Source organism: Pseudomonas delhiensis, from assembly GCF_900187975.1.
GTDB lineage: Bacteria > Pseudomonadota > Gammaproteobacteria > Pseudomonadales > Pseudomonadaceae > Pseudomonas > Pseudomonas delhiensis.
Genome location: NZ_FZPC01000009.1, coordinates 74843 through 96431, shown reverse-complemented (window position 1 = coordinate 96431; position 21589 = coordinate 74843). Strand labels below are relative to the sequence as shown.

At 69.8% G+C, this 21589-nt stretch carries 21 protein-coding genes; 6 read left to right on the top strand and 15 right to left on the bottom strand.

Translation table 11 applies throughout. From position 1 onward, the window contains the following. Window positions 1-234: 234 nt before the first annotated feature. Together CHC02_RS10115 and CHC02_RS10110 are read right to left on the bottom strand one after the other, a co-directional pair. A complete protein-coding gene (locus CHC02_RS10115) occupies window positions 235-1239 on the bottom strand; it encodes a bile acid:sodium symporter family protein (RefSeq protein WP_089391414.1) in 1005 nt (334 codons plus the stop codon). Between the two features lie 140 nt (window positions 1240-1379). After that, entirely contained in the window at window positions 1380-1733 is a 354-nt protein-coding gene (locus CHC02_RS10110; protein ID WP_089391342.1) for a hypothetical protein, read from the bottom strand. A gap of 131 nt (window positions 1734-1864) precedes the next feature. Here CHC02_RS10110 and CHC02_RS10105 point away from each other — a divergent pair, with 131 nt between their 5' ends. After that, window positions 1865-2338 (top strand): Lrp/AsnC family transcriptional regulator, encoded by a 474-nt coding sequence (locus CHC02_RS10105; protein WP_043273730.1) that lies wholly within the window; start codon window positions 1865-1867, stop codon window positions 2336-2338. A 37-nt stretch (window positions 2339-2375) separates the two neighbouring features. On the opposite strand, the gene CHC02_RS10100 is transcribed toward CHC02_RS10105, so the two are convergent. Continuing rightward, on the bottom strand, window positions 2376-2882 hold the full coding sequence (locus tag CHC02_RS10100; protein ID WP_089391341.1) for a DUF1993 domain-containing protein: 507 nt from the start codon (window positions 2880-2882) through the stop codon (window positions 2376-2378). A 90-nt stretch (window positions 2883-2972) separates the two neighbouring features. Next, on the bottom strand, window positions 2973-3692 hold the full coding sequence (locus CHC02_RS10095) for an endonuclease (protein ID WP_089391340.1): 720 nt from the start codon (window positions 3690-3692) through the stop codon (window positions 2973-2975). A gap of 145 nt (window positions 3693-3837) precedes the next feature. Between CHC02_RS10095 and CHC02_RS10090 the strand changes: the two genes are divergently transcribed. Next, window positions 3838-4182, top strand: coding sequence for a hypothetical protein (locus tag CHC02_RS10090; RefSeq protein WP_089391339.1), 345 nt, complete (start codon window positions 3838-3840; stop codon window positions 4180-4182). 265 nt (window positions 4183-4447) lie between these two features. Here CHC02_RS10090 and CHC02_RS30195 read toward each other — a convergent pair whose 3' ends face one another. Together CHC02_RS30195 and CHC02_RS10085 are read right to left on the bottom strand one after the other, a co-directional pair. Next, entirely contained in the window at window positions 4448-4624 is a 177-nt protein-coding gene (locus CHC02_RS30195; RefSeq protein ID WP_167364811.1) for a hypothetical protein, read from the bottom strand. A 134-nt stretch (window positions 4625-4758) separates the two neighbouring features. Continuing rightward, window positions 4759-5076: a transcriptional regulator gene (locus CHC02_RS10085; protein WP_089391338.1), complete on the bottom strand. Its 318-nt coding sequence runs from the start codon at window positions 5074-5076 to the stop codon at window positions 4759-4761. A 198-nt stretch (window positions 5077-5274) separates the two neighbouring features. Here CHC02_RS10085 and CHC02_RS10080 point away from each other — a divergent pair, with 198 nt between their 5' ends. Then, window positions 5275-5670: a hypothetical protein gene (locus CHC02_RS10080; RefSeq protein WP_089391337.1), complete on the top strand. Its 396-nt coding sequence runs from the start codon at window positions 5275-5277 to the stop codon at window positions 5668-5670. Window positions 5671-5879: 209 nt separating this feature from the next. Then, on the top strand, window positions 5880-7265 hold the full coding sequence (locus CHC02_RS10075; protein WP_425262403.1) for a CoA transferase: 1386 nt from the start codon (window positions 5880-5882) through the stop codon (window positions 7263-7265). 6 nt (window positions 7266-7271) lie between these two features. Here CHC02_RS10075 and CHC02_RS10070 read toward each other — a convergent pair whose 3' ends face one another. From CHC02_RS10070 to CHC02_RS10055, 4 genes are all read right to left on the bottom strand, one after another. Continuing rightward, window positions 7272-10373, bottom strand: a complete 3102-nt coding sequence (locus CHC02_RS10070; protein ID WP_089391336.1) for an efflux RND transporter permease subunit — start codon at window positions 10371-10373, stop codon at window positions 7272-7274. Then, window positions 10370-11536, bottom strand: a complete 1167-nt coding sequence (locus CHC02_RS10065; RefSeq protein ID WP_089391335.1) for an efflux RND transporter periplasmic adaptor subunit — start codon at window positions 11534-11536, stop codon at window positions 10370-10372. Before CHC02_RS10065 ends, CHC02_RS10070 begins: the two co-directional genes overlap by 4 nt. After that, a complete protein-coding gene (locus tag CHC02_RS10060) occupies window positions 11533-12933 on the bottom strand; it encodes an efflux transporter outer membrane subunit (RefSeq protein WP_089391334.1) in 1401 nt (466 codons plus the stop codon). Before CHC02_RS10060 ends, CHC02_RS10065 begins: the two co-directional genes overlap by 4 nt. Window positions 12934-13347: 414 nt before the next feature. Then, a complete protein-coding gene (locus tag CHC02_RS10055) occupies window positions 13348-14031 on the bottom strand; it encodes a response regulator transcription factor (protein ID WP_089391333.1) in 684 nt (227 codons plus the stop codon). A gap of 105 nt (window positions 14032-14136) precedes the next feature. Between CHC02_RS10055 and CHC02_RS10050 the strand changes: the two genes are divergently transcribed. Together CHC02_RS10050 and CHC02_RS10045 are read left to right on the top strand one after the other, a co-directional pair. Continuing rightward, a complete protein-coding gene (locus tag CHC02_RS10050; protein ID WP_089391332.1) occupies window positions 14137-14826 on the top strand; it encodes a response regulator transcription factor in 690 nt (229 codons plus the stop codon). Beyond that, the gene (locus CHC02_RS10045; protein WP_089391331.1) at window positions 14804-16183 is read left to right on the top strand and encodes a sensor histidine kinase; all 1380 of its coding nucleotides are present in this window, start codon (window positions 14804-14806) and stop codon (window positions 16181-16183) included. The genes CHC02_RS10050 and CHC02_RS10045 overlap by 23 nt, the downstream gene beginning before the upstream one ends. A gap of 183 nt (window positions 16184-16366) precedes the next feature. Here CHC02_RS10045 and CHC02_RS10040 read toward each other — a convergent pair whose 3' ends face one another. The 5 genes from CHC02_RS10040 to CHC02_RS10020 form a co-directional block, all read right to left on the bottom strand. Beyond that, entirely contained in the window at window positions 16367-16939 is a 573-nt protein-coding gene (locus tag CHC02_RS10040; protein WP_089391330.1) for a flavin reductase family protein, read from the bottom strand. A 17-nt stretch (window positions 16940-16956) separates the two neighbouring features. Further along, window positions 16957-17877 carry a bestrophin family protein gene (locus CHC02_RS10035; protein WP_089391329.1) on the bottom strand — a complete coding sequence of 307 codons (921 nt, stop codon included), beginning with the start codon at window positions 17875-17877 and terminating at the stop codon, window positions 16957-16959. Window positions 17878-17980: 103 nt separating this feature from the next. Next, window positions 17981-18259: a hypothetical protein gene (locus CHC02_RS10030; RefSeq protein ID WP_089391328.1), complete on the bottom strand. Its 279-nt coding sequence runs from the start codon at window positions 18257-18259 to the stop codon at window positions 17981-17983. 692 nt (window positions 18260-18951) lie between these two features. Continuing rightward, entirely contained in the window at window positions 18952-19827 is an 876-nt protein-coding gene (gene mmsB / locus CHC02_RS10025; protein WP_089391327.1) for a 3-hydroxyisobutyrate dehydrogenase, read from the bottom strand. A 117-nt stretch (window positions 19828-19944) separates the two neighbouring features. Next, the gene (locus CHC02_RS10020) at window positions 19945-21459 is read right to left on the bottom strand and encodes a CoA-acylating methylmalonate-semialdehyde dehydrogenase (RefSeq protein WP_089391326.1); all 1515 of its coding nucleotides are present in this window, start codon (window positions 21457-21459) and stop codon (window positions 19945-19947) included. Between the last annotated feature and the right edge of the window lie 130 nt (window positions 21460-21589).

Here is a 21589-nt window from a genome sequence, read left to right as displayed (position 1 = left end):
CGAGCTTGCTCGCGAACCGCATGGCACCGCGTTTGTTCGCGAGCAAGCTCGCTCCTACGAAAAGAGTTGCCAGCGGGTAGTGTAGGAGCGGGCCCTGCCCGCGATTCGCGCGCAGGGCGCGCTCCTACAGGTTGCCGTGAAGCCTGGCATTCTCACCGGTAGGAGCGGATTCATCCGCGATTACGCTGGCAAGGCCGGCGTCTGGCTTATTGCGGATACATCGCACCGAACGGCTCAGCGCGACTGCGCCACCTGCGCCGTGGCCGCCGCTTCCTGCTGGCGCTTGGCGTAGCGCTGGGCCAGCACCGCGCAGACCATCAGCTGGATCTGGTGGAAGAGCATCAGCGGCAGCAGGATCACGCCGATGCTGCCGGTGGCGAACAGCACCTGGGCCATGGGCACGCCGGTGGCCAGGCTCTTCTTCGAGCCGCAGAAGACGATGGTGATCTCGTCCTCCTTGTCGAAGCCCAGGCGCCGGCTGAGCTGGCTGGTGGCGAACAGGGCGAGCGCCAGCAGGATGCAGCACACCACCACCAGGCCGGCCAGCGCGGCCAGCGGCACCTGGTGCCACAGGCCCTGGATCACCGCGGCGCTGAAGGCGGTGTAGACCACCAGCAGGATCGAACCCTGGTCGACGTAGCGCAGCACCGGCTTGTGCCGGTCCACCCAGCCGCCGATCACGCCGCGCAGGGCCTGGCCGGCGATGAAGGGCACCAGCAGCTGCAGGGTGATCTTGCCGATGGCGTCCAGGGTGGAGACGCCGGTGTCGCCGTGCACGCCCAGCAGCAGCTGGACCAGCAGCGGGGTGAGGAAGATGCCGATCAGGCTGGACGCCGAGGCGCTGCATACCGCCGCCGGGATGTTGCCGCGGGCCAGTGAGGTGAAGGCGATGGACGACTGCACGGTGGCCGGCAGGGCGCACAGGTACAGCAGGCCCAGGTACAGGTCCGGGGTCACCAGCGGCGAGAGCACCGGCTTGAGCACCAGGCCGAGGACCGGGAAGAGGATGAAGGTGCAGGCGAACACCAGCAGGTGCAGGCGCCAGTGGGTGGCGCCGGCGATGATGGCCTGGCGCGACAGCTTGGCGCCGTGCAGGAAGAACAGCAGGCCGATGGCCAGGTTGGTGATCCAGCCGAAGGCGGTGGCCACCGGCCCCTGGCAGGGCAGCAGGCTGGCGATGGCCACGGTAGCGACCAGGGCCAGGGTGAAGTTGTCGGGGAGCAGACGTGGACGAGCCATGGCGATCATCTCGGGCAAGGTACGAAGAATGCGGTCGCCGCCTCTGACGGACGGATGACGGTTCCGACTCTATGTCCGTGCTGGCCTTCCGGCTAACGCGAGAAAGCCAGCCTGTATCGCTGAACGGACAGATTGCGCCGTCAGAAGCTGCTGAACGCCAATTCCACCGTCGCCACGCTGACCAGCGAGCGCATGCGCTCGGCCATCACCTCGCCGCGCCGCTCCGGCATGCCCGGTACGCGTAGGGCCACCTGCAGCCATTCGCCCGCCTGCACGGCATGCACTTCGGCCGGCAGCCAGCCCTGCAGGGCGAACAGGTTCAGCAGCTTGCACAGCACGTCGGCATCGGCCTCGGCGCGGATGGCGAAGTGCGCCTGGCGCGCCGCGTCGGCCGGGCGGCGGGTCCAGCCGTCGGGGCGCTCGCCGGGGCCGGCGTCGAGCAGGCTGGCGGGCAGGGCGGCGGTGCGGGTGGGCAGGGAAACGGCTTGGTTCATGGCGGTGACCGGCAAGGCTGGGAGGTGGCTCATTGTCGGTGGCCCGGCCGGGTTTTGCTTTGCGAAATGAGCGGCGATGGAGATGTTTTGCGAATAGACTATGCGTGAATGCATGGGTTGGAGAATAGATAATGCCGATCGAGCTGGATGCCTACGACAAGCGCATCCTCGCCCTGCTGCAGGAGGAGGCGACGCTCTCCACCGCCGAGATCGCCGAGCGCATTGGCCTGTCGCAGTCGCCGTGCTGGCGGCGTATCCAGCGCCTGAAGGAAGAAGGGGTGATCCGCCGCCAGGTGACCCTGCTGGACCGCAAGAAGATCGGCCTGAACACCCAGATATTCGCCCAGGTGAAGCTGAACACCCACGGGCGCAACAACCTCACCGAGTTCGCCGCGGCCATCCGCGAGTTCCCCGAGGTGCTGGAGTGCCATGTGCTGATGGGCGCGGTGGACTTCATGCTGCGCATCGTCACCGAGGACATCGAGGCCTACGAGCGCTTCTTCTTCGAGCGCCTGTCGCAGGTGCCGGGCATCCAGGAGATCAACTCCATAGTCGCGCTGTCGGAGATCAAGTCGACCACCAGCCTGCCGCTGCCCGGGCGCTAGGGGGGGAGGGTGCCGGCGTGGCCGGCACCGGGCGGGCTCAGGCGCCGCCGAGGAAGTCCATCTTGCCCAGCTCCACGCCGTTGTGGCGGAGGATGGCGTAGGTGGTGGTGACGTGGAAGTAGAAGTTGGCGTTGGCGAAGCCGAGCAGGAAGTCCAGGCCCTTGAAGTGCAGCTCGCGGCTCGGCGTCTTGATGTGGATCTCGCGGTTCTCGGCGCCTTCGAACTGCTCGGGCTTGAAGCCCTTGAGGTAGTCGATGGTCTTGGCGATGCGCGCCTGCAGGTCGGCGAAGCTCTGTTCGTCGTCGGCGTAGCTGGGAATCTCCACGCCGGCCAGGCGGGCGGCGCAGCCCTTGGCGGCGTCGCTGGCGATCTGCACCTGGCGCGCCAGCGGGAACATGTCCGGGGCCAGGCGGGCGTTCAGCAACACCGTCGGGTCGATGGACCTGGCCTGGGCATGGGCCTCGGCCTTGGCCAGGATGGCCGAGAGGTTGCCGAGCATGCGGATGAACACCGGAACGGAAATCTGGTAGATCGACAGGGACATGCGAGGTACTCCAGACAGGGGGAAAGAGGCCTGCGCGACAGGGCGCACCCGCTGAGTCTACTGCCGGGCGCGGCGGCCGTCGCCTGGCTTTCAGCGCCCGGCGACGCTGCCCGCGGTACCGCAGCCCTGCAGGTCGATCTTGCCCACGTACGGGTTGCCCCAGCCCATCACGCAGCCGACCATCTGGTTGCGCTGGCGCTCCCAGGTTTCCACCGGGTACTGCCTGCTCCAGGCCTGGTACAACTGGCGGTCCTGCCTGGACAGCCTCAGGCCGTAGCGGTCGCTCATGTAGAAGTAGGTGCGGGCGATCATCCCGCGGATCTGCGGGCGCGGCATGGCCTTCTTCGCCTTGAAGTCGATGACCATCGGGCAGGCGCCATACTGCGGCGCCTGCTGCGGCAGCCAGCCGTAGCCGAAGTTGCTGCGGTCGCCGTTGACCTCGCCGATGCTCGGCACCAGGTTGAACAGGTCGGCCTCGGCGCGCTGGTACACCGGGTCGTGCCGCGAGCAGTTGCTGCGCCCGCCGCTCTGCCAGCACTGGCGCTGGTGGCCGATGACCCAGGCCGGGACTATGTGCTCCCACTCGATGCGCCCGGCGCGCTTGGCGTTCTTGCGCGGCACGTAGCCGCAGCTGGCCAGGTCGACGCGGTTGCCCTTGTAGCGGCAGCCGCAATAGAACTCCACCGACTGGCGGGCATAGAGCTTCCAGCCGATCTTCTTGGCTTCCTGGAAGGTGCGCGGGGCGGCGGCGGAGGCGGCCAGGGGCAGGACCGCAATCAAGAGGAGGAAGGCTGTGCGACGAATATTCATCAGAAACTTCTTTCAGAAATCGTCGCATCTTACTGATATGAAACGATCTGCCAATCGTGGCAATCGAATGGCAAGGAACAGGTACGTAGGAAACTGGAGTTGTTAGACTGGGGGCATTTCCAGCCTAACCGGAGGTTCAGCCAGCATGACCAGCATGAAGAGCCGAGCGCTTTGCGGCCTGCTCGCCAGCCTGCTGGCCGGGGCGGCGCTGGCCGGCCAGCCGCCGGTGCGCAGCATCGAGCGCATCTACGTCAGCCCCGGCGCCAGTGGCAGCATCGACAGCTCGTCGAGTGTGCAGCGCTATGACGGCTACGGTGGCGTGCAGGTTCCGCGCGGCTACGAACAAGGCTCCAGCCGGGTGATCATCGACAACAGCGGCGGTGGTACCAACAGTGGCATCCGCCAGAGCATCGAATACCCCAACGGCGTGCAATTCGACGTCACCCCGGGGACGACGCGCTCGAACGGGCAGCGGCAGTCGTATCCCTGAATGGGCGCCGTTCGCCGACGCTCGGGCTCAATCGTAGGGCGAATAACCGTTCGCGGTTATCCGCCGTTGGCCGAGGCACCGGTGCCCGATGGCGGCGGCGGATAACGCCGTAGGCGTTATGCGCCCTACGGATGGCTCCGTGAGCGCGGGAAGCTCGACGTCAACCTTGTAGGAGCGGGCCCTGCCCGCGATCGCGCGCAGGGCGCGCTCCTACAAGGGGCGCGGCGCTAACCGTAGGAGCGGACTCCGTCCGCGATGAGCCGCCTCAGGACTCCTTGCGCACCAGGCGCGACTTGCGCAGCCCGCCCTTGCAGTAGAAGGGGCCGGTATCGCCGCGCAGGTGGTAGAGGGTGGCGAGGAAGGCGGAGCTGGTGCGGCCGACCGCGAGGCTGCGGAGTTTCTGGTAGGCCCACAGCCAGTCCTGGGGGAGCGTCTTGCTCATGGACTCGTCCTTGATTCAGCGTGGTGGTGCGTAACTGCCCCAAGGACATTAGTGGCCGAACTCCTTCAGCGCAAGCCCGGCCGCTCTGCGGCAAGCCTTTGCGGCCTTTTGCCATCCCCGCGGCGGGGCAAGGTTCAGGCCCCCGCCGCCTCGCTGCGCGCCTCCTCCACGTATTCCTTCAGCCAGCGCAGCACCTCCACCGCATCCCAGCGCGTGGGGTCGAACATGGCGTAGGCCTGGCCCTGGTAGCCCACCACGTCCAGCGGGCGGTGGTAGCCGGCGCGCTGCAGCAGTGCCTCGATCTCGGCGAAGCAGGTGTTGAAGTGGGTGCGGGAGAAGGGCGTCTTGCCCTCGGTGACCAGGCCCTCGAGGTGCAGTTCGGCGACCGCTTCGCTGACTTCCTCCACGCCCATGTGGTTCACGGTGTATTTCATCTGGCGGATGTCCACCATCGCTTTCGCTCCTGTTCGGGTCCTTGCCTGCCACCTGTTGCCAGGGTGCCTTTCGTCGATGACGGAAGGATAATCGAAAAATACTGTATGCATGAACAGTATTTTGTGGCTACCATGGTTTCCGCTGGCTCACTGAATCCATGGCCGCCGCGAAACCGGGCCCCGCCCCGCGGCGACGACGAAGAAGAGGAACGCGTGATGAAGCAAGTCAAAGCCCTGCTGGTGCTCACCCTCCTGGCCCTGCTCGCCGGTTGCGCCCAGCCGCAGGCCGAGGGGCCCAAGGCCAATGGCGCCTACCTGGTGATCGACGGCCGCGAGGCCTGGGCGGTGCTGGTGGCCGACGGCAAGCGGGTGGAGGAACACGGCATCGTGCGCGACGCCATCCGCGTGCCGCGCTCGCGCTCGGCGGTGGTGGCCAGCTATGTGATAGACACGCCCAACTGCGGCCGCCTGCAGACGCTGACCGAGGTGCACGACGACGGCACCGGCGCCACCCGCCTGCTGAGCGTGGGTGAGGAGGGCGGCGACCTGTCCGCCTGTCGCATCCGCGACGACCTCAGCCGTGCCTGGACGGCACTGGATTATTCAGGTTGACTCAAGGTTCTTCACGAAATTTTCACGCTTCGGGGGCGATGGTAGGCACATCGCTAAAGGACTAGCGCCCCAGTAAAGAACCCGCCACCGGCGGGTTTTTTATTGCCTGCGATTCCCCTGCGGCGCAAGGCCGGCTCGCGGCGGCGCGGCGGGCGGGCTAAGGTTGCCTGGCGGGTCCGTTTCATGGACTCCTTCGATCGAGGTGCAGCATGCTCGCCAGCCAGATGACCAGGGCCCTGTGGCAGGCCCTGGAAGAGAACGCGGCCCTGCCCGCGCCCCTGTCCTTCCAGGCCGAGGGCGGGCTGCCCTCGACCTTCGCCGTCACCGACCTCGCCAGTGCCTCCATCGCCGCTGCCGGCCTGGCCACCGCGGCCTTGCTGAAGCGCGCCGGCCAGGCGCCGGGGGCGCTGCAGGTGGACCGCCGCCTGGCGTCCTTCTGGTTCGCCTGGACGCTGCGGCCCCAGGGCTGGGCGCTGCCGCCCATGTGGGGCGACATCGCCGGCGACTACGCCACCCGCGACGGCTGGATCCGCCTGCACACCAACGCCTCGCACCACCGCGCCGCGGTCGTGCGCGTGCTGGGGCCGGTGGCCAGCCGCGAAGAGGCGGCGGCCCGCGTCGCCACCTGGAGCAAGGCCGAGCTGGAGCACGCGGTGGTGGCCACCGGCGGTTGCGCCGCGGAGATGCGCTCCATCGACGAATGGAAGGCGCACCCCCAGGGCCAGGCCCTGGCGGAGCAGGACCTGGTCTGGAGCCAGGAGCAGGCCATCGCCCCCGCGCCGGCCTGGGCGCTGGCGGCGGACCGGCCGCTGGCCGGGGTGCGGGTGCTGGACCTCACCCGGGTGCTCGCCGGGCCGGTGGCCAGCCGCTTCCTCGCCGGCCTGGGCGCCGAGGTGCTGCGCATCGACCCGCCGGGCTGGGACGAGCCGGGGGTGATCCCCGAGGTCTGCCTGGGCAAGCGCTGCGCGCGCCTGGACCTGAAGGACCTGCCCGGGCGCGAGCGCTTCGAGGAACTGCTGCGCCACACCGACGTGCTGATCCACGGCTACCGCGGCGACGCCCTGGAGAACCTCGGCTTCGACGCCGAAGTGCGCCAGGACCTGGCGCCGGGGCTGGTCGACGTGAGCCTGAACGCCTACGGCTGGAGCGGCCCCTGGCGCAATCGACGGGGCTTCGACAGCCTGGTGCAGATGAGCACCGGCATCGCCGAGGCCGGCATGCGCTGGCGCCAGGCCGACAAGCCGGTGCCGCTGCCGGTGCAGGCCCTGGACCACGCCACCGGCTACCTGATGGCCGCCGCCGCGCTCTGTGGCCTGGGCCGGCGCCTGGGCAGCGGGCGCGGCAGCACCTGGCGCCTGTCGCTGGCGCGCACCGCGCAGTTCCTGGTGGAGCAGGGGATGCGGGCCGACGCCTTGCCGGCCCTGGCCGAAGAGGCACCGGCCGATCTCGGCCCGGCCATCGAGACCACCGCCTGGGGCCCGGCGCAGCGCCTGCGCCCGCCACTGCTGCTGGAAGGCACGCCGTTGCAGTGGGCCTTGCCGGCGGCGGCACTGGGCTCGTCGAAACCGTACTGGAGCTTCGAGACGGCCGCCTGAGTACGCTCAGCGCTGCTGCGGCGCCAGCAGGCCGCCGCGGGCCTGGCGCCAGGCGCGGAAGCCGGCGGCCAGGCGCGAGAACCACAGGTAGATCACCGGCGTGGTGTACAGCGTCAGCACCTGCGACACCAGCAGGCCGCCGACGATGGCGATGCCCAGCGGCTGGCGCAGCTCGGCGCCGGAGCCGGTGCCCAGGGCCAGCGGCAGGGCGCCGAACAGCGCCGCCAGGGTGGTCATGAGGATCGGCCGGAAGCGCAGGGTGCTGCCCTCGATGGTCGCCTGCTCCGGCGTCATGCCGCCGCGTTCGGCCACCAGGGCGAAGTCGATCATCATGATGGCGTTCTTCTTGACGATGCCGATCAGCAGGATGATGCCGATCATCCCCATCAGCGACAGGTCCTGGCCGCACAGCAGCAGGGCCAGCAGCGCGCCGAGGCCGGCCGAGGGCAGGGTGGAGAGGATCGACAGCGGCAGCAGCGGGCTCTCGTAGAGCACGCCGAGGACGATGTACACCGTCACCACCGCCGCCAGGATCAGCCACGGCTGGCTGCGCAGCGAATCCTGGAAGGCCTGGGCGGTGCCCTGGAAGGTGCCGCTGACGCTGTCCGGCAGGCCGGCCTGGCGGGTGGCCTGGTTGATGGCGCTCACCGCATCGCCCAGCGCATAGCCCGGCGCCAGGTTGAACGACAGGGTGACCGCCGGGAACAGCCCCTGGTGGTTGATGGTGATGGGCGCCAGGTCCGGCTCCAGGCGGCCGAGCACGCTCAGCGGCACCAGGTCGCCGGTCAGGCTGGAGCGCGCATAGAGGTGCCTGAGGCTTTCCTCTGAAACCTGCCAGCGCGGGTCCAGTTCGAGGATCACGTGGTACTGGTCCAGCGCGGTGAACAGGGTCGCCACCTGGCGCTGGCCGAAGGCGTCGTAGAGCACGTCGTCGATGGCCTGCACGTTCACGCCCAGGCGCGCGGCGCTGTCGCGGTCGATGTGCAGGGTGGCGCGCGGCGCCGCCTGCTGCTGGTCGGTGGCCACGTCGCGCAGCTGCGGCAGCTGCTTCAGGCGCGCCAGCAGCACGCCGGCCCAGTGGTCCAGCTCGTGGCTGTCCGGGTCCTGCAGGGTGTACTGGAACTGCGTCTTGCTCGGCCGGCCGCCGATCTGCACGTCCTGGCGCACCTGCATGTACAGGGCGATGCCCGGCACCGCGGCCAGCTCGCGCTTGAGCCGCGCCACCACCTGGTCGGCCTTGGCCGCGCGCTGCTCGTAGGGCTTGAGGTTGATCATCACCCGGCCCTGGCTGAGGGTGGGGTTGGGGCCGATCCAGTAGTAGACGTTGGCCACGTCCGGGTCGCGCCGGACCACCTCGCTGAGCGCGGCCATGCGTTCGCGCATGGCGGCGAAGGAAACGTCCGCGTTGGCCTCGGCCACGCCCATGATCACCCCGGTGTCCTGCTGCGGGAAGAAGCCCTTGGGCACCTCGACGTAGAGCACGGCGGTGACCAGCAGGGTGAGCAGGGCCACGGCCAGGGTCAGGCGCTCGTGCCGCAGCACCCGCCGCAGGCTGCGCCGGTAGCCGTCGAGCAGGGCCTCGAAGGTGCGCTCGCTCCACTGCAGGAAGCGGTTCCGCACGCCGTGCAGGTCGTGGCGGATGAACCAGGCGCAGAGCATCGGCGTGACCGTCAGCGAGACCACCCCGGACATCACCACCGCCACGCTCACGGTCACCGCGAATTCGCGCAGCAGGCGGCCGATCACCCCGCCCATGAACAGGATGGGGATGAACACCGCCACCAGCGAAACGGTCATGGAAACGATGGTGAAGGCCACCTCGGCGGTGCCCTCGATGGCCGCCTGCAGCGGCGGCTTGTGCATCTCCAGGTGGCGGATGATGTTCTCCATGACCACGATGGCGTCGTCCACCACGAAGCCCACGGCGATGCTCAGGGCCATGATCGACAGGTTGTCCAGGCTGTAGCCCAGCACGTACATCACCGCGAAGGTGGCCACCAGCGACAGCGGGATGGTCAGCGCCGGGATCACCGTGGCGCTGACGTTGCGCAGGAACACGAAGACCACCGCCACCACCAGGGCGATGGACAGCAGCAGGTTGAACTGCACCTCGTCGATGGAGGCGTCGATGGTCTGGGTGCGGTCGCCCACCAGGTGCACCTGCACGTCGCGCGGCAGCTGCAGCAGCAGCGAGGGCAGGCGGTCCTTGATCGCCTGGGTCACCGCCAGCACGTTGTAGCCGGGCTGCTTGTGGATGTCGACGATCACCGTCGGCCGGCCCTGCAGGCCGGCGGCCTGGCGCACGTCCTCGGCGCCGTCGATCACCGTGCCCAGGTCGCTGATGCGGATCGGCACGCCGTTGCGGTAGGCGATCACCAGCGAACCGTACTGCGCGGCGCGGGTGAGCTGGTCGGTGGTGTCCAGGGTGATGGCCCGCTCGGCGCCGTCGAGGTTGCCCTTGGGCGCGTCCACCGTGGCGCTGCCCAGCACGCCGCGCACGTCGTCCAGGGTCAGGCCGCGGGCGGCCAGGGCGTCGGGGTCGATGCGCACGCGCACCGCCGGGCGCTGCTCGCCGTGGAAGTCCACCAGGCCGACGCCGGGGATCTGCGACAGCTGCTGGCCGAGGTAGTCGTCGGCGTAGTGGTCCAGCTCCGGCAGGGTGCGGGTCGGCGAGGTCAGGGCCAGGGACAGGAAGGTGAACTCCGCCGGGTTGACCTTGTGGAAGGTCGGCGGCGCCGGCAGGTTCTTCGGCAGGTTGCCGCCGGCGGCGTTGATCGCCGTCTGCACGTCCTGGGCGGCGCCGTCGATGTTGCGCTCCAGGCCGAACTGCAGGGTGATCTGCGTCAGCCCCAGCGAGCTGGAGGAGGTCATCTGGGTGACCCCGGGGACGCTGGCGAAGGCCCGCTCCAGCGGCGTGGCCACCGACGAGGCCATGGTCTCGGCGCTGGCCCCGGGCAGCTTGGCCTGGACCTGGATGGTCGGCATGTCCACCTGCGGCAGCGGCGCCACCGGCAGCAGGAAGTAGGCGGCGCCGCCGAGCAGCAGCACGCCCAGGGCCAGCAGGGTGGTGGCCACCCGGCGGCGGATGAAGGGCTCGGAGAGCGTCATGGCCGCTGCCCCGCGCTGGCGGTCTGGCGGGCGTCGGCCAGGGCCGCGACCTTCAGCCCCGGGGCCAGGCGGTACTGGCCGCCGGTGACCACGGTCTCGCCGGGCGCCAGGCCCTGGTGGATCCACTGCAGGCCGTCGACCACGGCGCCGGCCTTCACCTCGCGCACCCGGGCCTGCTGGTCGCGCCCGACCACGTACACGAAGCTGCCCTGCGGCCCCTGCTGCACGGCGCTGGCCGGCACCACGGTGGCGGCCTTCTCGGTGCGCAGCAGCAGGCGCACGCTGAGCAGTTCGCCGGGCCAGAGCTTGCCGTCGGCGTTGTCGAAGTCGGCCTTGAACAGGATCTGCCCGTTGCCGGTGGAGACCTGGCTGTCGATGAAGCTCAGCCGGCCGGTGGCGATGTGCTGGCGGCCGTCGCGGCTCAGCGCCTCGACCTGCAGCGCCTGCCCGGCGCTGGCCTGCAGCACGTCGGCCAGGTCCTCCTGGGGCAGGCTGAAGGCCAGGGAGATGGGCGCCATCTGGGTGAGGGTCAGCAGGCCGGTGTTGTCGCCGGCGTGGACGATGCTGCCGGCGTCCACCAGGCGCTGCCCGGTGCGCCCGGCGAAGGGCGCGGCGATGCGGGTGTAGCCGAGCTGCAGCTGGGCGCTGTCCAGCGCCGCCTGGTCGGCCTGGATCGTGGCCTGCAGGGTGGCCACCTGGCCGCGCAGAGTGTCCACGTCCTGGCTCGGCCCGGCATGGGCGGCAGCCAGCTTGCCGGCGCGCTCGAGGTTGACCTTGGCCACCGCCAGCTGCGCCTCGTCGCGCGCCTTGTTGGCCTTGGCCTGCAGCACCTGGGCGGCATAGGGGCGCGGGTCGATCTCGGCGAGCAACTGCCCGGCCTTGACCATCTGGCCCTCCTGGAAGTGCAGTTGCTGCAGCTCGCCATCCACCCGCACCTTGATGTCCACCGCGTTCAGCGCCTGCACCGTGCCGATGGTCTGCAGCCAGATCGGCAGGTCGCGCTGGTCGGCCACGCCCAGGCTGACCGGCACCGGCGCCTCGGCTGGCCTGGCCGTCTTGGCGGCCTCGAAATGGCGCCAGGCGAAGGCGGCCAGCGCCACGGCCAGGAAGAGGAATGCCAGGCGCCAGTAGCGGCGCCGGGAGGATGCGGGGGACGGGCTCACGGTCGGGTCGCCTGTGCGGGAGGTGGGTTGCTGGCCAGCTGGGCCTGCGGTGCCTGGAAGCCGCCGCCGAGGGCGCGGTTCAGCCCTACGGAGGCCTGCAGGCGTTGCAGGCGCACCTGCAACAGGCTGTCTTCGGCCTGGTACAGGGTGCGTTGCACGGTCAGCAGGGTGAGGAAGTCGGTGCTGCCCAGGCGGTAGCGCACCTGGGCCAGGTCGGCGGCCTTGCGCGCCGAGTCCACGGCGGCCTGGTCGAGGCGTTGGGTCTGCGCCAGGCGGGCGTTGGCGCTGAGCTGCGTCTCCACGTCCTGCAGGGCCTGGAGCACGTTCTGCCGGTAGTCGGCGACCAGCTCGCGGGCGTGGGCGCGGTCGGCCTGCAGCTGGCCCTCCAGCAGGCCGCCGTCGAACAGCGGCTGGCCGAGGCTGGCGGCCAGTTGCCAGAGCCCGCCGCCGGTGCGCACGTCGCTGCCGGCGAGGGCGCCCAGGGAAATGTTCGGCAGGAAGGCCGCCCGCGCCGCGCCGACGTCGAAGTTGGCCGCCAGCAGCCGCGCCTCGGCGGCCTGGATGTCCGGGCGCTGGCCCAGCAGGCTGGCCGGCAGCCCGGCGCGCGCCTCGGGCAGCTGGATGCCGTCCAGGCCGCGGTGCTGCAGGGCGAAGCCTTCGGGTGCGGCGCCCACCAGTACCGCCAGCTGGTAGAGCGCGGCATCGCGCTGCCGGGCCAGGACGCTGACGTTGGCCTGGAAGTTCTGCAGGGCGTTGCGCTGCTGTTCCACCTCGAGGTCCGAGGAAGAGCCCAGGCGCGACTGCGTCTGCACCAGTTGCAGGATGTTCCCGGCGTCGCTGGCGATGCGCCGGGCCACGGCCAGGCGCTCGTCCAGCGAGAGCACCTGGAAGTAGGCGTCGGCGATGTCCGCCTGCAGGCCGATGCGCACCGTCTCCAGGTCGTAGGCCGTGGCCTGGGCCTGCGCGGTCGCGGAATCGGCCAGGGCGCGGTTGCGGCCCCAGAAGTCCAGCTCGTAGCTGGCCTGGGCGTAGAGGTCGTGGGCGTTCTTGCTGCTGTCATGGTCGTGGACGTAGCTGCCGCCCAGGCTCAGGTCCGGGTAGAGCGCGGCCTCGGCGACCCGGGCATTGGCCCGGGCCTGGTCGACCCGCGCGATGGCCGCCTGCAGGCTCAGGCTGTCGCTGCCGGCGCGCTGTATCAGCTGGTCCAGCTCGGTGCTGGCGTAGTCCTTCCACCACTGTTGCGGCACCTGGGCACCGGGGGCGGCGGCGTTGTCCCAGTGGCTGGCGACGGGGACGCCGGGCCGCTGGTACGGCGGCACCAGCGAACAGGCCCCGAGCAGGGCCAGGGAGAGGGCGGCGGCCAGCCGGGGCAGGGCGCCGGCGGTGGATGGGGGCATGGGCTACGTCCTTCTGCGTCCCGCGCGCTGCGGGCTGCTGTGGAGGACGAGCCTAGCGCCGGGCAGCTACCGGGCGGTTCTTCCCAAGCTGAATAAAAATTTAGGTGGGGTAGGGGGATTGGCTTGCCCCAGCCTTGGAACCCCGTAGGAGCGGGCCCTGCCCGCGATTTCGCGCGCAGGGCGCGCTCCTACAGGGGCTCGGCGCGTGAGGCAACCCGTAGGCGCGGATCTCATCCGCGAAACGCGCCGGGACGCCCGGCTATCGCGGACAAGGTCCGCTCCTACGGTTCCAGGAAGCACGGTCGTAGGAGCGGACTCCGTCCGCGATTGGATTCTCCGGCCACGCCGGGCGCCCCGGATAACCGCGAACGGTCATGCGGCCTACGGATTGGTGAATCCGGCGCGCGGTTACCCCTATTCCGGCGGCGTCTCGCTGAGCATGTAGCCGGCGCCCGGCACGGTGTGGATCAGCGGGTGCTCGAAGCCCTGGTCGACCTTTTGCCGCAGGCGGTGGATGTGCTTGTCGATGACGTTGTCGCGCGGGTCGAAGTCGTAGTCCCAGGCGCTTTCCAGCAGCATGCCGCGGGTCACCACCTGGCCGGCGTGGCGCATGAGTTTTTCCAGGATCAGGAATTCGCGCTGCTGCAGCACCATGCTGCGGCCCTGGCGCTGGGCCACGCGGCCCTCGCAGTCCAGCAGCAGGTCGCCGACCTGCAGGCGCGCGCCGAGCAGTTGGCGGCCGGGGCGGCGCAGCAGCGCGGCCAGGCGCGCGTGCACCTCGACGAAGGCGTAGGGCTTGGCCAGGTAGTCGTCGCAGCCGGCCTGCAGGCCCTCCACGCGGTGGTGGGTGGAGGCCAGGGCGCTGAGCATCAGCACCGGCGTGTCGGAGCCCGCGGCGCGCAGCCGGCGCACCAGTTCCAGGCCGTCCAGGCCGGGCAGGCGGCGGTCCAGCACCAGGGCGTCGTAGAGGTTTTCCAGGGCCAGGTCCAGGCCGTGGACGCCATCGCCCGCGGCGTCGACTATGTGCCCGCTCTCGCGCAGGCCGCGCACCAGGTAGCCGGCGGCCTGCGGTTCGTCTTCGATGACCAGGATTCTCAAGGGCGCACCTAAACTTTTGTTCATCTTGGCGCGAGGCTGGCGTTCGCCCGCACCTGGCGAAATATACTGCCGGACACTTCCCGCCGCCGCCACGGATCGCTGCCCATGACCCAGGTTCTCGTCGTCGAAGACGACCCCGCCACCGCCGCCGAGATCGGCGCCGCGCTGCACGACCACGGCTACCAGGTCAGCCTGGTCGGCAACGGCCGCGACGGCCTGGTGCGGGCCCTGAGCGAGAGCTTCGCGGTGATCGTCCTGGACCGCATGCTGCCCGGCGGCATGGACGGCCTGGCCATGCTCACCGCGCTGCGCTCGGCCGGGGTGGAGACGCCGGTGCTGATCCTCAGCGCCTTGTCCGACCTCGACGAGCGCGTGCGCGGCCTGCGCGCCGGCGGCGACGACTACCTGACCAAGCCCTTCGAGTTCATCGAGCTGACCGCCCGCCTGGACGCCCTGACCCGCCGGGCCGCGCGTGGCGGCGAGGCGCGCGACAGCCGGCTGCGCATCGGCAACCTGGACATCGACCTGCTGCGCCGCTCGGTACGCCGCGGCGAGCGGCAGATCGACCTGGTGCCGCGCGAGTACCAGCTGCTGGAATACCTGGCGCGCCACGCCGGGCAGATCGTCACCCGCACCATGCTCTTCGAGGCGGTTTGGAACTACCGCTACGACGAGCGCACCAATGTCATCGAGGTGCACATCGGCCGCCTGCGGCGCAAGGTCGACGTGGACGGCGAGCCGCCGATGATCCACACCGTGCGGGGGGCGGGCTATGTTCTCCGGGCGCCTGAGTGAGATTCCGCGCACCACCAGCTTCCGCGTGGCGCTGCTGTTCCTGCTGCTGTTCGGCGTGGCCTCGCTGGCGCTGTTCGGCTACGTGTACTGGCGCACCGCCGGCTACCTGCGCGCCGAGGTGCAGGCCAACCTGACGCGGCAGGTCCACAACCGCGCCGGCCTGGAGCTGCCCGAGCTGCTGCGCGAGGTGCAGGAGCACGCCGCCAAGGACCCCGAGCAGCACTTCCCCCAGGCGCTGTTCGACGCCAGCGGCCGGCGCCTGGCCGGCACCCTCGCCGAGCAGCCGCCGACCCAGGTGCTGGACAGGCCCATCGAGTTCAGCCGGCGCAGCCTCTCCGGCGGCGAGCGGCGCGTGCGCGGCATCGTCCACCGCATGCCCTCGGGCGAGGTGCTGGTGATCGGCCAGGACATCCAGGACCTGCTGGAATTCGACGAGCTGCTGGTCAGCGCCATGGCTTCCGGCGGGGTGCTGATCCTCATCCTCGGCCTGGCCGGCGCGATCATCGCCGGGCGCACCTCGCAGCAGCGCCTGGACGCGGTGACCGGGGCCATCGAGCGCATCGTCAAGGGCGACCTCAGCGAGCGCCTGCCGGTGCGCGGCAGCTCCGACGACGTCGACCGCCTGGCGGTGGTAGTGAACCGCATGCTCGACGAGATCGAGCGGCTGATGCACGAGGTGAAGGGCGTCTGCGACGACGTCGCCCACGACCTGCGCACGCCGCTCACCCGCCTGCTGGCGGGGCTTGAGCGCGCCCAGCGGCGCGACTGCAGCCAGCAGGAGTACGCCGCCGCCATCGACCAGGCCATCGAGGACGCCCACGGCCTGCTGCTGACCTTCCGCGCGCTGCTGCGCATCTCCGAGATCGAGGACAGCGCGCGGCGCACCGGCTTCGTCGCGGTGGACCTGACCCAGGTGGCGGCCGACGTGGTCGAGCTGTTCGAGCCCCTGGCCGAGGAGCGCGGCCTGCACCTGAGCTACAGCGGCCCGGCGCAGCCGGCCTGGCTACAGGGCGACGCGCACCTGCTGTTCGATGCCCTGAGCAACCTGGTGGACAACGCCCTGAAGTTCACCCCGGCCGAGGGGAGCGTCGAGGTGCGGGTGGAAGCGGGCGAGGAGTGGGTGGAGGTGCAGGTGCGCGACGACGGGCCGGGGATTCCGGAGCACGAGCGCGAGGCGGTGCTGCGGCGCTTCTACCGCTCCGAGCGCAGCCGCCACACGCCGGGCAACGGCCTGGGGCTGAGCCTGGTGGCGGCAGTGGCGCGGCTGCACGACCTGGCGATGAGCGTGGGGGATGGGGCGCCGGGGTGTTGGGTGAGTTTGCGGGGGCGGGTGGTTTCGGGGGCGGTGCGGGGGTAGCCTGGGTGTGGGGTTTGAGCGCGCTTGCCCTCACCCCAGCCCTCTCCCAGAGGGAGAGGGGGCCGTTCGGCATGTACGGGTAGTCAGGTGTCAGCCTAGAGGCAGGAGTGCGCTGATGCTTCGATTGGCAGAGGACAGTCCCCTCTCCCTTCAGGGAGAGGGTTAGGGAGAGGGGCTCTTGCTTCAAGCCTCAGCCTTGACCACCTGAAACGCCTCCCCCGTCGCAAAGAAAGCCCCGCCGGCCTGGTAATGAATGGTCCGCGACTCCTCGTCGGGGAAATGCCAGCGCCCCTTCGAGAACACCCGCTCGTCCGCATAGGCCGCCACCACCTCGGCGATGAACAGGTCGTATTTCTCCTGGTTGTGCGGCTCGGCGATCACCTTGCATTCCAGGTAGGCCAGGCAGCCCTCGACGACGGGCGCCTGCACCTGGCGGGCGCGGCCGTGGGCGATGTCGTAGCGGGCGAACTTGTCCAGCTCGCCGCCGTTGCTGGAGCCCACCGCCAGGGTCAGTTCGGCCTGGCGCCGCGACGGCAGCTGGATGACGAAGGTGCCGGCGCCTTCCACCAGGTGCCGCGACCAGGTGTTGCGGTCCAGCACCAGCAGCAGCTTGGGCGGGTCGAAGTCCAGTGGCATCACCCAGGCCGCCGCCATTACGTTGGCCACGCCCGCGTGCTCGCTGGTGACCAGGGTGGAGGGGCCGTGGTTGAGCAGCAGGTAGGCCTTGGCCAGGGGGACGTCTTGCAGGTGGTTCATGGGTGGTTCCTCGAAGGTCAGAGCAGCAGGCCGTCGACCGGCTCCAGCGGAGCCGGCAACTCGGCATCGCCGAGGATCTCCATGACGGCGATCTCCAGGTGGCGGCTCATGGCGTCCAGCGGCAGGTCGTTGGGCTGGGTGTCGAACGGGTCGGCGATCTGGTCGCCCAGGGCGTCCAGGCCGAAGAAGGTGTAGGCCAGCACGCACACCGCCAGCGGGGTGAACCAGCCGATGCTGTCGACCAGGCAGAACGGCAGCAGGAAGCAGTACACGTGGACGATGCGGTGCAGCATGAGGATGTAGGGGTAGGGGATGGGCGTGCCCTTGATCCGCTCGCAGCCGCCGAGCACGTAGGACAGGCGGCTGACCTGCTGGTCGACGTTGGCCTGCAGCATGTCGCTGGCGCCGGCGCGCCGGCCGGCCTCGGCGAAGTCGCGGCCCAGGCGGGCGAGCAGGGCGTTGGCCGGGCCGGGCGCGCGGGCCAGGGCGTCGGCCAGTTCGCTGCCGAGCAGGCGGCGGGCGTCCTCGCTTTGCGGGCGCTCGCGCAACTGGTCGCGCAGCACGTAGGCGAAGGCGGCCAGGTGCCGGGCCAGCAGGCGGCGCCCGGCATCGTCCAGGCCGGGCAGCAGCGACAGGCTCTGCCGCGCCAGGTTGCGCGAGACGACCAGCAGCTCGCCCCAGAGCGTGCGCGCCTCCCAGAAGCGCTGGTAGGCCACGTTGTTGCGGAAGCCCAGGAAGATCGCCAGGGTCAGGCCCCAGAGGGTGAAGGGCGTGGAGGTGAGCACCACCTTGTAGTGGTAGAGGGTGCCGTGGGTGGCCACCACCAGCGAGCTGAGCAGCACCGTGTAGAGCACCTTGCGCCAGATGGCCGGGATGATCGAACCCTTGAGGGAGAACAGCAGCACCCAGAGCGTCGGGGTTTGCGGGCGGAGGATCATGCGGGGGCTTCCAGGCGGGTACGCGGGGGTGCGCGCATCATAGCCGAGATGCCCGCCTGGTGGCGCGGGGCAGGCGGAGGGCGCGGCGCCCTCCGCCGGGGGCTCAGGCGCCGGCCTGCTCCTGCCGGGCCTTGCGCTCCGCCAGCTCGTACAGCTGCCGCGCTTCCTCCAGCAGCGGCGCGAGGCTGGCGGACAGGCGCGCCACCCCGGCAGGCATGGGCATTTCGTCGGCGCTGTCCTCCAGCAGGCGCAGCAGCACGCTGAGGGATTCCAGGCGGCGCTCGGCGGTGCCCATCAGGTGCTCCACCGGGGCCTGGAGGTTGACGTAGAGAACGTCCTCGTGGGGTTGGGAGAGGGTGGTGAGGGGGATCATGTCAGGCATCGTCTGCCTCCGGGTGAGAGGCAGCAGGGCGATGCACGCGGTTGGCCGGAAGTGGCATGTCCATTGCTCCTCGAGTGGGTGAGGAACCGCCCTCCGGAAAGGGAGGCGGGCCGCTCGGGGGTAGCAAACCGGAGCCAGAGAGCCGGCCAGGCCGAAGCCTGCCCCGAGCGGCCCGCCATGAGTGCCCTTGAGGGGCTGGCGGGAAAAGCACCGTGCATGGGAAGGCAAGGGGCTACCGCGCTCTGACTCTACAGGTTGCTACACCCGTGTCACGGCAGTGACCGTGACGGGCAGAGCCTACCGGCGGGGTTTGTAGGGGCTCAATGGAAAGGTGGGGTATGAAATTTCGCAGAGTGGGGGAGGGGGAGCTTTTGTAGGAGCGAGCTTGCTCGCGAACGGTGCTTGCCGGCTGGGGCGTGTGCCTGTGCTGAAGAGCGCCCTCTCCCTAACCCTCTCCCTGAAGGGAGAGGGGACCGTTCGGAGTGTTCGGGTATTTCGGAGTTAGCCGACTATTACGGCGTCCGGTTGAAGCCATGCTTTCAGCCAGTACGGACAAGCCCCCTCTCCCTTCAGGGCGGGGCGCGCAGCCGAGGGCTGGGGAGAGGGTACGGAGTCAACCCAAAGCACCACCACCGCCGGTTGACTCCATTCGCGAGCAAGCTCGCTCCTACGAGAGCGGTTGGCGGTTGGCCTCACCCCTCCTGATACAGCTTCACGATCGCCGAGAAGTCCAGCTGGCCATTGCCCTGGTTGCTGAAGGCCTGGAACAGCTGCTGCGCCAGCGCGCCGAGCAGCACCGGCTGGCGCACCTGGCGCGCGGCCTCGCTGGCCAGGCCCAGGTCCTTGAGCATCAGGTCGGTGCCGAAGCCGCCGCTGTAGCCGCGGGCCGCCGGCGCGCCGGTGAGGGGGTTGTTCACTTCCGAGCTCCAGCAGCGGCCGCTGGAGGTGTTGATGATGCCGGCCAGCACCTCCGCGTCCATGCCCAGCTTCACGCCCAGGGACATGGCTTCGGCCACGCCTATCATGCTGATGCCCAGCAGCAGGTTGTTCGCCACCTTGGCCACCTGGCCGTTGCCGGCGCCGCCGCAGTGCACGATGTTCTTGCCCATGGCCGCCAATACCGGCCTGGCGTGCTCGAAGTCGGCTGCCTCGCCGCCGACCATGAAGGTCAGGGTGCCGGCCGCGGCGCCGGCGGTGCCGCCGGAGACCGGCGCGTCGAGCATCGGGTTGCCGTGGGCCTGGGCCGCCGCCGAGACCTCGCGGGCGCTGTGCGGGTCGATGGTGGAGGAGTCGATCAGCAGCACGCCCGGCTGCACGTTCGCCAGCAGGCCGTCGGCGCCGAGGTAGACCTGCTTCACGTGGGCCGCCGCCGGCAGCATGGTGATGATCGCCTCCACGTCGGCGCCGGCCAGTTCCGCCGGCGAGGCCACGGCCTTGGCGCCCTGGGCCACGGCGGCCTGCACGGCGGCGGCGGAGAGGTCGAAGACGCTCAGGTCGAAGCCGGCCTTGAGCAGGTTGGCGGCCATGGGGCCGCCCATGTTGCCGAGTCCGATGAAACCGATGCGCATGGGGTTTCCCCTTGTTGTCGTTGTCGGGAACAGGGCCCGCGCCGCGCGTGGCCTGCGGCCCCGGAGCTTGCTGCTGCGGGGCCTGGCCGGCGGGGCGCGCGGGCGGGTTTGCGGGGGTTACTTGAGGTGGATGGTGGTGTTCACCGCGCCGCCCACTTCGTTCTCGTCGAACCAGCGTTCGGTGACCGTCTTGGTCTGGGTGTAGAACTGCACCACTTGCTTGCCGTAGGGGCCCAGGTCGCCCAGCTTGGAGCCGCGCGAGCCGGTGAAGGAGAACAGCGGCACCGGCACCGGGATGGGCACGTTGACGCCCACCTGGCCGACGTCGATCTCTTCCTTGAAGTGCCGCGCGGCGGCGCCGGAGCGGGTGAAGATGGCGGTGCCGTTGCCGTTGGGGTTGGCGTTGATCAGCTCGATGGCCTCGTCGAGGGTCTTCACCGAGACCACGCAGAGCACCGGGCCGAAGATTTCCTCGCGGTAGATGCTCATCTGCGCGGTGACGCCGGAGAAGAGGGTCGGGGCGACGAAGTTGCCTTTCTCGTAGCCGGCCACCTGCGGGTTGCGGCCGTCCAGCTCCAGCTTGGCGCCTTCCTGGATGCCGCGCTCGATCAGGCCGCTGACGCGGTCCAGGGCGGCGCAGGAGACCAGCGGGCCGACGTCGGTGTTGGCCTCGGTGCCGCCGCTGACCTTGAGGGTCCTGGCCTTGGCCACCAGGTCCGGGATCCACTCGTTGGCCTCGCCCACCAGGATCGCCACGGACACCGCCATGCAGCGCTGCCCGGCGGCGCCGAAAGCCGCGCCGGCGATGGCGTTGAGGGTCTGCTCCTTGTTGGCGTCGGGCAGGATCACGGCGTGGTTCTTGGCGCCCATCATGCACTGCACGCGCTTGCCGGCCAGCGAGGCGCGGTTGTAGACGTGGGTGCCAACGCGGGTGGAACCGACGAAGGACACGGCCTTGATGTCCGGGTGGTCGCAGATGGCGTTGACCACGTCGGGGCCGCCGTGGATCACGTTCAGCACGCCCGGCGGGATGCCGGCTTCATGGGCCAGCTCGACCAGGCGCATGGTCACCATCGGGTCCTGCTCGGAGGGCTTGAGGACGAAGGTGTTGCCGGTGGCGATGGCCATCGGGAACATCCACAGCGGGATCATCGCCGGGAAGTTGAACGGGGTGATGCCGGCGCACACGCCCAGCGGTTGCAGCAGGGTGAAGGTGTCGACGCCGCCGGCCACGTTGTTGGCCAGCTCGCCCAACTGCAGGTTGCCGATGGCCGCGGCGTGCTCGACCACCTCCAGGCCGCGGAACACGTCGCCTTCGGCGTCGGGCAGGGTCTTGCCCTGTTCGGCGGTGAGGATGGCCGCCAGTTCCTTCATGTTCTCGCGGATCAGTTGCTGGTACTTGAGGAAGATGCGTGCGCGGGCGCCGATCGGGGTTTTCTTCCAGGTCTTGAACGCGGCCTTGGCGCTGGCCACGGCGCGCTCGACTTCATCGCGGGTGGCGAAGGGCACGCGGGCCAGGACTTCCTGGGTGGCGGGGTTGATCACCTCGCGCCATTCGCTGCTGGTGGATTCGACGGGCTTGCCGTCGATGAAGAGTTTGACCGTGGGAACGGCAGCATTGGTGGTACTCATCGGAACTCCCAGCCTGCGGCGGTTTGTTGTTATGGGCCTTGGGGCGTACCTCAAGGAGGTTGGGTTGATCCTAGCAGTGCATTTTTGATGAATTCAATGCGGTGATGTGCAAGCATGCTCTGCGTTTTTG